This is a genomic window from Ochrobactrum sp. Q0168, from assembly GCF_016427605.1.
Classification (GTDB): domain Bacteria; phylum Pseudomonadota; class Alphaproteobacteria; order Rhizobiales; family Rhizobiaceae; genus Brucella.
Map to the genome: position 1 here is coordinate 1 of NZ_JAELXQ010000023.1, position 12,092 is coordinate 12,092.

Consider the following 12,092-nt stretch of genomic DNA (forward strand, 5'->3'; position numbering starts at 1 on the left):
TGGCTGTCGTTAAAACGCCGGGGCCGGTCGTATTCTTGACGATCAGGGTAGAATTTCCGGTGACGGTTCCACCGTCAACGATCAACCGGTCGGAGGGAGAACCGTCCCCGCCAAGATAGGTATTGAGACCAATCGCACCACCCTGCCCCACATAATTCGTGACAGTCAGCGTCTTATAGCTTGAAAGCAGCGCGGGATCGCCTGTTGGCGCTGTGTAATTGATTGTGCTCGCACCATTGACGAGATTGGTCAGGTTGGAATTGCCGGTCATTGTCCATAAGGAACCCGCGAGCAATGACACATCCGAACTACTCGCCGCGTCGGTGGTCGCCGTGCCGGTCAGCGTAGAAGCATTGGCCTTAAGATCGAGAGAGCCGGCAGCCGTTCCATTGGATTCTACAGTGATAGCCAATCCGGAAGCGTTGTTGAGCGTAACATTGGCGAAATCTACGGTAGCCACGCCGCCAACGACCGAGATACCGTCACCACTCGATGTCAGCGTTGAATTGCTGACAGCAAAGCGCGAGACTGTGGCGGCGTCCACTGCTTCTGATTGGATCGCCTTTGCATCGGGCGCGGTAACGGCCAGCGTGCCATTGTTCATCTCGATTGCGCCGCCGTCGAATATTGCAAGCCCAGAAGCATCGACCGCGCCTGTCACAACAAGATTGTTCGTGCCCAACAGCCGAATAATCCCATCATTAACAATCACGGCTCCAAAACCGGTTGTCGCGCCATCGATCGTCAATTGGGTCTGCCCTGTCGCCGTGACGGATCCTCCCGCATCCGCTGAAAAGGCTGCGGCCATATCGCTGACAGATGTGGCTGTGCCCGAGATGTTGTTCAGCGAAACGCTACTCGGGCCTCTAGCAAACGCCACTTCACTTTCCACACCGGTCATGTTGACGACTGTATTGCCGGTTATCACCGTTGAACCACCAGCATAGGCGGAGATCCCGGTTTGATAATTACCGAAGGTTCCGGCGATGCCTCCCATCGTAAGGTTCACGTTCTCAGCGGTAATCTGTCCGGAAGCGTTCGTGACAATCCCAAAACCCTGCGAGCCGTTGCTGAAAGTCGAAACGGTCGTTGTCCCCGTGAGCGTTATCTTGCTGTCGGTGTGAGCATAGACACCATATGGCTTGTCGGAGCTTGCACTGACAGTGAGATTATTTGCGGTTATGGTCGAAACGAGGCCCCCTGTCCCGAGGTAGCGCGTATAGAGACCGGTCGCACCGATAATACCCGATGCCGATCCACTGCCTTGCGCTTCTACTCTGGTTCCGTTGCCCAAGTCGATCGAACCACCATTCATCGCGGTGATCACGCCGAGACCCGTCCCGGCAAGATTGGTCGCGGTGACGCCACCTCCTCCAGTCACAATGATGCCATTTGCAATACCGCCGGTAACGCCATCGGAACGTAATGCCGGCACGGAGTTGCCGGTAACAGTGACGACCGTGCCGGTGGCCAGTTCTGTCGGAGGAACACCGCCATTGACCGTCGTTACCACTGGCGCTAATAGCCCTTCTTCGAGCGGCGCCTCTTGAGCGCGAGCCGGTTGGTGGCTGACAAGCATGACCACCGACACCGAAATACTTGACAAAAGCACTTGTTGCAATCGCTTGAGGCGCAGTGGCGCGCCGGTCAGTTCAGTTCTACGTGTCATGATAAATAACCCCGCTCACTGTTTCAGAAAGGCGGTTGTTTCACCGCCATTCGGTGCACCCTTCGTGACCCAAAACCCTCTTTCCGAACGCCATTTCGCCGGAAATGCCGGCCTCGGAACGCTCAAAACAAAACGCGACTATGCGAAGATGGAACTATGCGGCTTAATTTAAGTCCAAAAAGACTCAAGCATCTGCAGAAATCGGCACAAGAATAAGCCTGAATCGCTCAATGCCCCTTCTACTTCAACCATGGTGAGGATTTTGTCTTCAGTCGCTTTATTTTACAAGTAAATGAAATACATCTCCCATGCTTTGCTTTATTAGCGTTGCATAAATCACACATTCTTTTCTAAAAGAAAAGAAATTCAGATACTTAGAAGATTGTTTTCGCCGATTCCCGCTTGCGGACAGACGGTATCCATAGTTTAACTACGGAGACCACGATGAAGCCGGAATAGGACGCCTTGGTCTTGCCGTATCGGGTTGCGACCCGCCGCCAATTCTTGAGTTCTTTGAGGAGCGTTTCGATCAGATTGCGCCAGCAGTGTTTGGATTGTTACGCGGAATCGGTTCGCGTCTATTGCACTTTGCCGGAATGGCGGAATCGATATTGACAATGGCAATTTCTCGGCGATAGCAATGATATTAGCATCCGCTTGAACACAGAGCTAAAGCTATTTGCGATTAGTAATTTTTCAGCGTTCTCTACCGCTACAGACAAGAGTTCGTCCTGAGATCGACTACTCACATCACTTTCCAAGCCCTCGTCAAGGATGTGTCGCATTCACGCACTCGACCCTGAATTAAATGAGCGCTCCCTTGAAGTCGAACACCGCAAGAGAACGCTAACCATAGATCGCGTGTCAGGTATTATACTTGTCGTGATACATCTGCATCATGGCAATGTAGTCGGCGATGTATTTTGCGTCATACCAAACGCCGAACAAAAAGCTGGACCGGCGCCGCGACTGGAACGGCAGTCCCAGAAAATAGATACCCGGCTCCTTGGAAACGCCAAGTTCATGAACAGGATTGCCCTCCTCATCGAAGATGTCTAATTCAAGCCAGCTATAATCACGCTTGAAACCTGCCGCCCATATGATCGAGGTGATGCCAGCCTCGGCCAGATCCAACTCGAGAATAGCGTTCTTCTCGTATTCAGTAGCTGGAAGAAGGTTGCGCGCATCGGGATATTCCGGCAGCTCTAGTCCGTTATACTCAATATATTGATCGATCACGTCGAGCGTATTGAGGTAGCTCTTGTTGCCTTCCTCGATGTTCTTGGCCAGATCATCCGCGAAGGTGAGCTTGCCATCGCTATAACCTTCCGTGCGCCCCACCAGAATGGCTCCCTTGGAAGCCAACAAACGATAATCGATCGGCATCTTGGTGTGGACGCCGCTGATAGCGAGCGCAATATTCTGGACATTCTTGTCGCGGTTGACGGTGTCCCACCGACCCAACACGCCGGTCCAGTAGGCGCCTTCACGATCCCGATAAAAGCGCGGCGGACGGATGTGACGACCCAATGACAAATAAACCTTGCGGCCGGTATCGACCAGTTCTTCAGCAATCTGGCCGCCCGAGGCTCCAGCGCCGACAACAAGCACTGCGCCGTCGGGCAATTGGTCTGGATTCTTGTAGGCGACCGAATGCATCTGAACAACGTCGGCAGTTTCAGGGACGATTTCGGGCGTTACCGGAACTTGGAACGGACCCGTTGCCGCGACTACATTTATCGCTTCGAAATCACCGGCCGTCGTCGATACAAGGAAGCCTTGCTTCTTGGGCAGCTTCTTGACCGAAAGCACGGTGACGCCCGTTCGAACAGGGGCTTTGTTATTCTCGGCAAAGCTTGAAAGATAGTCGACCAGCTTTTCCTTTGGCGTAAAGATGTCCTGTTCGATATCAGGAATTCTCATGCTCGGCAGCCGATCATGCCAAGCTGGACCGTTGGCGCGCAGCGAATCCCAACGTGCGGAACGCCAGCTCTCGGCAATTCGCCCCTTTTCGAGAACAACGTGGCTGATATCGGCCTTGCTCAGGTGTTCGCTCATCGACAGACCAGCTTGGCCCGCCCCCACGACTACCGTGTTAACCTTCTCCATAGTCTTCAAACCTTTCTTTAAATGCGCGGCCCAAACTTGTTTTCCGTCGGGTGTAGAAAGCGCGCATAAATCCGTTGCCGCCGCGCCGGGGAAAAGCGCGGCAGGTAAATCCTTGTGTTTTTGCGTTGAGTTCTAAAACCCGGTTAGCACTTCACTCGCGAGACGACGTTGTTTCATGACCGGCATGTTGTTGCGAATTGACTGGAGGTTCTCCATATCCAATTTAGCGGTGATAATATCTGCGCCCTGCCCAGCTCTCACCACGACTTGCCCCCAGGCATCGACAATGATGGAATGGCCGTAGCAGCGCTTCACCTGTCCATCAACCACCACACTGCCGCCAAGGCCGCAGGCAATGAAATGGCATTGAGTTTCGGCGGCACGAGCGCGAGCCAACAACTCCCAGTGCGCCTCACCAGTGACCATAGTGTAGGCGGCGGGAAGCGTGATGATCTCAGCACCCTTCAGCCGCAGCGCGCGGAAGAGTTCGGGAAAACGAACGTCGAAGCAGATCGCGGTGCCGAAAGTAACACCCTCTAATTCCCAGGTGACAATTTCCTCGCCCGGCTTGATATAATCGGATTCGCGGAACGCACCGCTGCCCAAATCACCCATATCGAAAAGGTGCATCTTGCGATATTCGGCAACGACCTCACCCTGCCGATCAAAGACAACCGAGACGTTTTCGACGCGCGCGTCGCCGGGAACCCTGGCGAGGATCGTGCCTGCCTGCACCGCAACCTCATGGCGCTTGGCAAATGCCTGCGCCATCCGGAATGCAGGCGTTTCGCGCAAGGGCTGGGCAAGTTCGACCGAACGTTTCTGGTCGGGGCCATAATAGCTGAAATATTCGGGAAGGATGAGAAAGTCTGGCCGATCTTTCGCTTGCATCGCCGTTACCATCGCTGCTTCGGCAGCAGGCACCGTAACGTCTGGCGACAACCCCATCAACGTTTGAACCGCTGTGACTCTCATTGTCTAGGCTCCTTGGATGAAAGAATTTCCAGCGAGTTGGTTGCTCGCCCCCCTGAATCCGGGTTGAGAACGCGTTCCACGAACGTTGCCACTTGCGGCTCATAAGCTTTCCAGAGATTGCGCAGCTCTCTCAACGGCTCGGCTGCCTTATCAATGCGCAGGTCTACCGAACAAAAATCCGGATATTCAGCAATCTTGAGCGCCGCTGAGGTCAATGCGAAGATTTCGCCTCCTACTTCCAGTGCAGCATCAAGCGCTGCGAGCAGCCTCTCGGCTATCGGTCTGTCGCTTGTTTCAAGCGCCGCTGCTACCATCGCTGCCGGAACTTGATCACTCCTCAAAATATTGCCTACCGCCACGATACCCGGCGCAGATGCGCTTGCGTAGATCGGCTCCTGATGGGCGCCCTGACGTAAAGCTGTGGCGCCGTTGCGATCGACGATTGCAAGTTCGCGCCACTCAATGCCGGGTGCCTCTGATATCTTGTCGAGTGTTTCCTCGGCTGAAAGCCCCTTCCTCAAATGACGAAGCGCCGCTACGCCAAGGCGCGGATCGGTACGATGCTGGGTAATGACGGCGCCCGCGTCATGATTGACGAACAGACACCGCGCGCCCATCGCTATTGAAGACGTCGCGCCGGCTATACCGAATTGTCCAGTTTGCGGACAGCGAAGAGCTATCGAGAAGGTCATCAGTTCAACCTCAACATGGACCTGGCAGGGGAGAACGGCGAGAGATCGACACTCGGTTTATCGCCTGTGATAAGCTCGGACACGAATTTGCCGGTAATACCGCCGAGCGTCAGCCCCAGATGGCCGTGACCACATGCATATATGATACGGGGATCCTTGTGGGAGGGTCCGATAAAGGGCAAGCTGTCGGGCGTGGAGGGACGGAAACCCATCCAGCTATCCTCCCTGTCACCCAATGCAGGCACCATTTGTCTCGCTTTACGCTCAAGGACATCCAGGCGCGAATGACCTGCGGGCTTGTCGAGCCCGCCCAAGTCCACAGTTCCCGCAGCACGGATTTGATGCGACAGCGGGGTGAGGAAGAACCCATCGGAAGGATACATGACCGGGTGCGTCAATAGCGGCTCGTTGTGTGCGAATGCGACATGATAACCGCGCTCGGTATTCATAGTGAGGCGGTCGCCAAGCTGGTTGGACAGACCACGCGACCACGCCCCAGCCGAAATTACGATGCGGTCTGCTAGGAGGGTTTGGCCTCCTCCGGTATGAAGCTGCACGCCATCGGTACTGCTTTCAATCCGTTCGACCTTCGCCGTGACGAAACGGCCACCGTGCTTTTGGATTATCTCGGCAAGCCCTCTGCAATAGGCTTCAGGACTGTCTACGACAAAACAACCTGGGAATAACGTTCCGCCGACATAGCCCGGCGCAAGATTGGGTTCCAGGGCAGCGATTTCGCCCTGCGAAAGGTACTTCGCCTCGATCCCCTCAGCACGCCGCCGAAAATTGGATTTCTTGGCATTCTGCGCTTCTTCTTCCGTACGATAAAGGTGGATCGAACCCCTGCCGCGCGTCAGGCGAATGCCGCCGACTTCCTCCATCAGGGAGGCATGGCCCTGTTCAATCACCTTCATCAGCGAAGCGAGCGCCGATATGGTTCCGTCCTGGCGACTACGCAACGACGCAGAAATGAATGCCGCAAGCCAGGGAGCGAGATCGAGAAGATCACGCCAATAAAGCGCAAGCGGCCCATCACGACGCAACAACATGCCTGGGACTTTCCAGAGAATTCCCGGAGCGGCAGTCGGAAAAATCCCCGACGGCGCAATCGTTGCAGCATTGCCAAACGATGCGGCGTTGCGGAACGATACGCCCGGCAAGGGTGGTGTTGGGTCAACGAGAACGACATCTAAACCCTTTTTCTGCAGCCAGCGTGCTGTGGAAAGCCCCACGACGCCAGCTCCAATCACCGCAACTGTAAGCTTGCCGCTGTTGTTGGTCTGCATTGGAGGAAGTTCCCTCAGATTGCTGCTGTTACAATGATCTCGACATCGTAACCTTGAGCCGCAGGCGGCACGACGCCCGCAGCGCGGGATGGCTGATTTTCTGGATCGACCCACTGCTCCCACACTTCATTCATAGCGTCGAAGTGTTTCTGGTCTGAAATCCACACCGTGGCGCGCAGAATCTTGGACCGATCGGTTCCGGCTTCCTTGAGCCAGCGGTCAACCTTTTCAAGCGCCACACGGGTCTGGTCCTGAATAGTTTCGCCCTGATTGCCGCACATGCCAGCCACATAGGCGATGCCGTTGTGGATGGAGACCATTGAGGTGCGCTTCAATCGTTCAATGCGGACTATATCGGCCATACTATTTCACCAGCTTTCCGACCCGTTGGGGCCATTGATTTTCAAGAACTTATCAAAAGAATCGTAACCTACAGTCTCAGGCTCTTTTGGAATCCCATGAGCTTTTCAAGCAGCGCGACCGCAATCACCGAGACGACGATCAGCGCTGTTGCCATGGCAGCGACAGTCGGATCGTCAAAATCCTTGATGTATTGATAGGCCGCCACAGGAAGTACCTTGGTACGATCATTGGTGAGGAAAACGGCGATCGAAAAATTGTCGAGCGCCTCAACGAAGATGAATACCGACGCTGCCAAAATCCCCGACTTCAACTGTGGAAGGACAATGACAAAGAAGGTGCGAAAGGGACCGGCACCAAGATTACGAGCTGCCTCTTCGATCCGTGGGTCAAGACCAAGGAGATTGGCTGAAAGTGCGCGAATGGCAAAGGGCAGCGCGAACACCAATATGCCGAGGCACAGACCAAAAAGACCAATACGGATGCCACCAGCCGACAATAGTGAGAGGAGCGAGACACCCGTGACCACACCCGGGATAATAAGCGGCGACAGGATGATTTGCTGGATCAGCCCTTTGCCTTTGAAGTCAGCACGAACCAGAGCGTAGCTCGCGGGGATTCCAATCAGCAGGCTCAAGGGCATCACGATCAGGGCCATCGTGAACGAGTTCTTCGCGGCATCCATGAACACCGACGAATTGTAGAAATTCTTGTGCCACTGGAGTGTGAAACCGGTGGGTGGCCATTGGAAATAGCGCGTTGGGCTGAACGAATGCAGCACCACAAACACCACCGGCAGCAGTAGAAAAACCACTGCAATTGACGCCAGAGCGATTATAACAACGCCAAACTTCGCTTCAAGATCACGCCTAAACATCACGAAACGGCCTTCTTAATTTTCTTGGCGATGAAGTTGATCAACCAGATCGAAGCGAATGCGCTGATGAGGAATACAACGGCCGTTGCAGCAGCATAGGGAACGTCATATTCGGTAAACATGCGGTCATAGATCTGATTTGCGACCATCCTGACTTTCCCGCCACCCAAAACCATTGGAAAAAGGAACGAGGCCAGCGCAATCGAATAGACGAGGACCAGCGTGACCATGAGCCCCGGCAAGAGGATCGGCATGGTTATGCGCCAGAATGTGGTCGTGCGGCTGGCTCCGAGACTGCGCGCCGCTTCCTCGAACGAAACGTTCAGGTTCTGGACGACGCCTATGAGCGTAAAGACCGCGAACGGCAAGAGGTAGTGGGTGATGGCGATGCCAACACCTGACCAGTTGTAAAGGAACTGGATCGGCTTATCGACAAGACCAAGCTCGATCAGGCTCAGGTTCAGCAACCCCCGATTCCCAAGCAGGACAAGCCAGGAATATGCGCGCGTCACACCACCGGAAAGGAAGGTAACAGCGATGGCGAGCATAATCAGCGTTCCAACCCATTCCCGCTTGGAACGCACGATGACCATGGCCATCGGTACGGCTATTGCGACGGTAATGACCGACATCACAAAAGACGCCCAGAGCGTGTTGAAGAGGATGGACTGATTGGACCCAGTGAATAGGACGCGCCAGTAGTTGGCGAGCGTAACCTCTCCGGCAAATTGCGTTCCCGGGGGCCCCTTTACGAAGAAGCTTGAGAGACCAAAATAGCTGTAGGCAGCCACGATAACCAGACCGATGACCAGCGCGGGCGAGATCAGATATTTGATGCGTTTGTTACTTGCCTCCATCATGCCCTCAACACAATCGTGTGGGCCGGGTCGAGTATCAGCTTGACCGTCTGACCGGCGGCATATCTGGCGCGATTGGAGTTTCGGGGCGCGTTCGCATCAATACCGAGGCCGTTGACCTCAACGCGATAAACGACCCGCTCGCCAAGTTCGTGGGTGGCCTTGACTGTCCCGGCGAGCCCTTCTCGAGGATCTTCACAGCTGACAACTTCAATATGGGAAGGACGGATGGAAACCTTGCAATCACTGCCAGCGAATTGACCGCCAGCTTCCTTGACAACGACCTGCTGTCCCGCAAGCACCACAGTCGCCTCACTGCCGTTGACCGCGACGATTTTCGCATCGAAGATATTGGGCACACCGAGAAACCGTGCGACGAATTCGCTTTTGGGTCTGTCATAGAGCGCAATCGGAGTATCGAGCTGCTCGATACGGCCTTGGTTCATGACTGCAATAAAATCGGAGAGATAAAGGGCTTCATCCTGATCGTGCGTCACCAGGATCGATGTAATGCCCAACTTTTTCTGAAGCTCGCGCAACTCGGACTGTAGCCCTTCGCGGAGATGCCGATCGAGAGCACCAAGCGGCTCGTCCAGGAGCAAAAGCTTGGGCCTGATGACGACGGCACGTGCAAGCGCGACCCGCTGCTGCTGGCCGCCGGACAATTGGCTCGGATATCGATCAGCGAGGTGGGACATCTGGACCATGTCAAGTGCCTCACGCACGCGCGTAGCCTGCTCTTCTTTTGAAACACCGCGCATCTTAAGACCGAACGCAATATTGGATTCGACCGTCATATGAGGAAAGAGGGCATAGTTCTGGAAAACCATGCCTATATCGCGAAAATTTGGCTCTACCCTGCTGATGTCCTTACTATCAACGACAATTTCACCGGAGGTCACGTTGAGAAAGCCGGCAATCATCCGAAGAACGGTGCTTTTGCCGCAACCTGAAGGCCCCAGAAGCGTCAAGAGCGACCCACGCGGCACCTCCAGATCAAGGTTGCTTACTGCCTCGAAGGAACTGTACCGTTTGGTCAGATTCCTGAGTTGCAACGTGCTGCTGCTCTGCAGATGTTCCATGGTCGCCGCTCCGTCAGATAATAGTGGGGGGCCGCTCGGCTGGGCCGAACGCCTGAATAGTCGTTTTGGTTTGAATTTACGGATTGGAGCCGTGTTAATTTTCGCCGAGGCGCTGTTCACCGGACATACCGGGTGCTGAACTGTCCGACAATCTGTCAGCTACAGCAGATGTTATCGGAGGATAAGTACTGTCCTTCATGGTTATTCCGTTAGCTGGTTGAAACCGCGGATCAGATGAGCTCTCATCAATTGCTCGGCCTTGTCTGCTTCCCGCGCTTTGATCGCCTCGAGAAGCTTGACGTGGTCTTGAATTACTTCTTGCGACTGCGCCTGACTGAGAGCCGCCAGACTGGCTTCGCTCATGAAAAAGCCGGCGTAGTTTTCGATCGCATTCTGGAGTTCCGGTACGCCGCAAGCGTTGTAGATCCTCCAATGAAATACGTTGTTGTTGCGCACGCGTTCAGTCCGCGCCTCCTCGGGAAGCGTCAGCGCCAATTCGATTGAAGCTTCGAGAACCTGGAAGTCGTCCTCGTTCAGATGAGGCACGGCGAGCTTCGTTGCGTAGCCTTCAAGCGCGATCCGGATAGCGCGGATACCCTTGAGGGCGGACAGCACGTCCGCTACAACCACGCCGGAAGACGTGCGCTCAAGAAGCCGGTTGGAGATGAGACGCGTAAAGGCCTCGCGCAGCGGCGTACGGCTTACGCCGAGCTTCTGAGCAAGCTCCACCTCTCTCAGACGCTGGCCCGCGTCGATGCGTCCATCAAGGATGAGCGACCGCAACAGTTCGTAGACGGCATCTGCCGAGCTCACTGCAGCCAGCCGACGACCTCCCAGATCGTCAATCCCATTGGCATCCATGATTTCTCGTCTCCATTTACTCATTGACATGCTCTAGTTATGCCGCGATCAGCTACCGGCTGCCAGCCCCCCAGATGGCCTATTTGCGTCTTATCCCTTATTCTCGACGTTGCCTTTCTGTGAGAGGGTGGCGATCAGCGTCGAGAAGACCGCTCCCCGGGCCACAAGACTATCAACGACAATCGTTTCGTCTCGCGAGCAGATGTCATTGCAGATAGGACCCAGACCGTCGATCGTCGGCACCCCGAGCGCGCCGCAGAAGCTCGCGTCGGACCCGCCTGAAACATTGGTCAATTCAAAACAGGGCGCGCCGATTTCTTCGGAAGCCTCGGCAACGATCCCGTAAAGCGCTTGCGTTTCAGGCGTCTTCGCCCATGCGGGCCGCGTCCAACCACCTTTTAGAACCACCGAAACGCGATCCGTCGAAACCTCGGCAATCAACTGCTCAACTTGACCTTGCAGTTTTTCAGCTGCTTCGGGCGTACGGGCGCGCATGTCGACGTGGAGTTTGGCGTGACCGGGAATGACCTGCCTTGCATCACCACCTTGGAACACGCCAACATTCACGATGACGCCATTTTCGAGATCCGTAAGAGCCTCGATCTGTGGCACGAGGATCGCCAGCGGACGAACTGCAGAAGCGCCCTTCAGATAGTTGGCGGCGGCGTGAGCTGTTTGTCCGGTGGCTTCGATGAAGAAGGCACCCACAGCACCGCGGGAGGTGAAATAGCCACCGCCTGGACGACCGGGTTCGAGGGTCAGCACCCAATCCGAAGTTTTTGCATGCCCCTCAATCCAGCCGCGCGAGAGGGGGCTTCCCAGCTCTTCATCGCTGACCACGAGGAACTTGATCTCTTCAAATTCCGCCAACCCCGCTTTTGAAGCAACGTCAATAGCGTTGATAGCCAGCACAAGTCCGCCGCGCATATCACCCACGCCGGGGCCTGTGGCCAGCTCGCCCTTGATCTCAAAAGGCCAATTCTTCAGCGTGCCGCGCGGCCAAACGGTATCGGCATGGCCGAGGATCATCAACCGACCCTTGCCCTGCCCCTTTCGCACCGCCAACAAGCGATTACCGCGTTCGGGAACCTCTTCATAATGCAGTTCAAACCCCTGCGCTTGCAGCCGTTCGCCGATCCAGCGCGATGTGCGGGTCACACCTTCCACATCATAGGAACCTGCTTCAATACCGACGAGCTCGGCGATATCTGCAACCATTGCGTCGAGTCGGTCCGCAAAAACATCGCGAAATCTATTGGCCAGTTTCAAGAGAGCCTCCCATGTTGTATTTCTGTATACAAGCATACAAGTATGCATTTGACAA

The 12,092-nt window shown here is 55.1% G+C and carries 10 protein-coding genes and 1 pseudogene; all 11 read right to left on the reverse strand.

All coding sequences use genetic code 11. The annotated features are described in order from the left end of the window. Positions 1 to 1,669, reverse strand: a pseudogene (locus tag JAU75_RS22205) (hypothetical protein); the annotation flags it as partial. A gap of 864 nt (positions 1,670 to 2,533) precedes the next feature. Next, positions 2,534 to 3,778, reverse strand: a complete 1,245-nt coding sequence (locus tag JAU75_RS22210) for an NAD(P)/FAD-dependent oxidoreductase (RefSeq protein WP_199058668.1) — start codon at positions 3,776 to 3,778, stop codon at positions 2,534 to 2,536. Positions 3,779 to 3,910: 132 nt separating this feature from the next. Then, entirely contained in the window at positions 3,911 to 4,753 is an 843-nt protein-coding gene (locus JAU75_RS22215) for a carbon-nitrogen hydrolase family protein (protein ID WP_371836232.1), read from the reverse strand. Further along, entirely contained in the window at positions 4,750 to 5,445 is a 696-nt protein-coding gene (locus tag JAU75_RS22220) for a DUF1028 domain-containing protein (RefSeq protein WP_199058670.1), read from the reverse strand. Before JAU75_RS22220 ends, JAU75_RS22215 begins: the two co-directional genes overlap by 4 nt. Then, positions 5,445 to 6,731: an FAD-dependent oxidoreductase gene (locus tag JAU75_RS22225; protein WP_199058671.1), complete on the reverse strand. Its 1,287-nt coding sequence runs from the start codon at positions 6,729 to 6,731 to the stop codon at positions 5,445 to 5,447. Before JAU75_RS22225 ends, JAU75_RS22220 begins: the two co-directional genes overlap by 1 nt. 14 nt (positions 6,732 to 6,745) lie before the next feature. Further along, positions 6,746 to 7,093, reverse strand: coding sequence for a RidA family protein (locus tag JAU75_RS22230; RefSeq protein ID WP_199058672.1), 348 nt, complete (start codon positions 7,091 to 7,093; stop codon positions 6,746 to 6,748). A 68-nt stretch (positions 7,094 to 7,161) separates the two neighbouring features. Beyond that, positions 7,162 to 7,968, reverse strand: a complete 807-nt coding sequence (locus tag JAU75_RS22235) for an ABC transporter permease (protein ID WP_247880588.1) — start codon at positions 7,966 to 7,968, stop codon at positions 7,162 to 7,164. Next, positions 7,968 to 8,825 (reverse strand): ABC transporter permease, encoded by an 858-nt coding sequence (locus JAU75_RS22240; RefSeq protein ID WP_199058674.1) that lies wholly within the window; start codon positions 8,823 to 8,825, stop codon positions 7,968 to 7,970. The genes JAU75_RS22235 and JAU75_RS22240 overlap by 1 nt, the downstream gene beginning before the upstream one ends. Then, positions 8,825 to 9,907 carry an ABC transporter ATP-binding protein gene (locus JAU75_RS22245; RefSeq protein ID WP_199058675.1) on the reverse strand — a complete coding sequence of 361 codons (1,083 nt, stop codon included), beginning with the start codon at positions 9,905 to 9,907 and terminating at the stop codon, positions 8,825 to 8,827. Before JAU75_RS22245 ends, JAU75_RS22240 begins: the two co-directional genes overlap by 1 nt. A gap of 201 nt (positions 9,908 to 10,108) precedes the next feature. Next, positions 10,109 to 10,768 carry a GntR family transcriptional regulator gene (locus JAU75_RS22250; protein WP_199058676.1) on the reverse strand — a complete coding sequence of 220 codons (660 nt, stop codon included), beginning with the start codon at positions 10,766 to 10,768 and terminating at the stop codon, positions 10,109 to 10,111. 90 nt (positions 10,769 to 10,858) lie between these two features. Next, positions 10,859 to 12,037 (reverse strand): M20 family metallopeptidase, encoded by a 1,179-nt coding sequence (locus JAU75_RS22255; RefSeq protein ID WP_199058677.1) that lies wholly within the window; start codon positions 12,035 to 12,037, stop codon positions 10,859 to 10,861. Positions 12,038 to 12,092 lie beyond the last annotated feature (55 nt).

Coding starts and splice junctions, on each gene's coding strand:
- JAU75_RS22210 (WP_199058668.1), bottom strand. CDS start 3,778: ATGGAGAAGGTTAACACGGTAGTCGTGGGGGCGGGCCAAGCTGGTCTG.
- JAU75_RS22215 (WP_371836232.1), bottom strand. CDS start 4,753: ATGAGAGTCACAGCGGTTCAAACGTTGATGGGGTTGTCGCCAGACGTT.
- JAU75_RS22220 (WP_199058670.1), bottom strand. CDS start 5,445: ATGACCTTCTCGATAGCTCTTCGCTGTCCGCAAACTGGACAATTCGGT.
- JAU75_RS22225 (WP_199058671.1), bottom strand. CDS start 6,731: ATGCAGACCAACAACAGCGGCAAGCTTACAGTTGCGGTGATTGGAGCT.
- JAU75_RS22230 (WP_199058672.1), bottom strand. CDS start 7,093: ATGGCCGATATAGTCCGCATTGAACGATTGAAGCGCACCTCAATGGTC.
- JAU75_RS22235 (WP_247880588.1), bottom strand. CDS start 7,968: ATGTTTAGGCGTGATCTTGAAGCGAAGTTTGGCGTTGTTATAATCGCT.
- JAU75_RS22240 (WP_199058674.1), bottom strand. CDS start 8,825: ATGGAGGCAAGTAACAAACGCATCAAATATCTGATCTCGCCCGCGCTG.
- JAU75_RS22245 (WP_199058675.1), bottom strand. CDS start 9,907: ATGGAACATCTGCAGAGCAGCAGCACGTTGCAACTCAGGAATCTGACC.
- JAU75_RS22250 (WP_199058676.1), bottom strand. CDS start 10,768: ATGGATGCCAATGGGATTGACGATCTGGGAGGTCGTCGGCTGGCTGCA.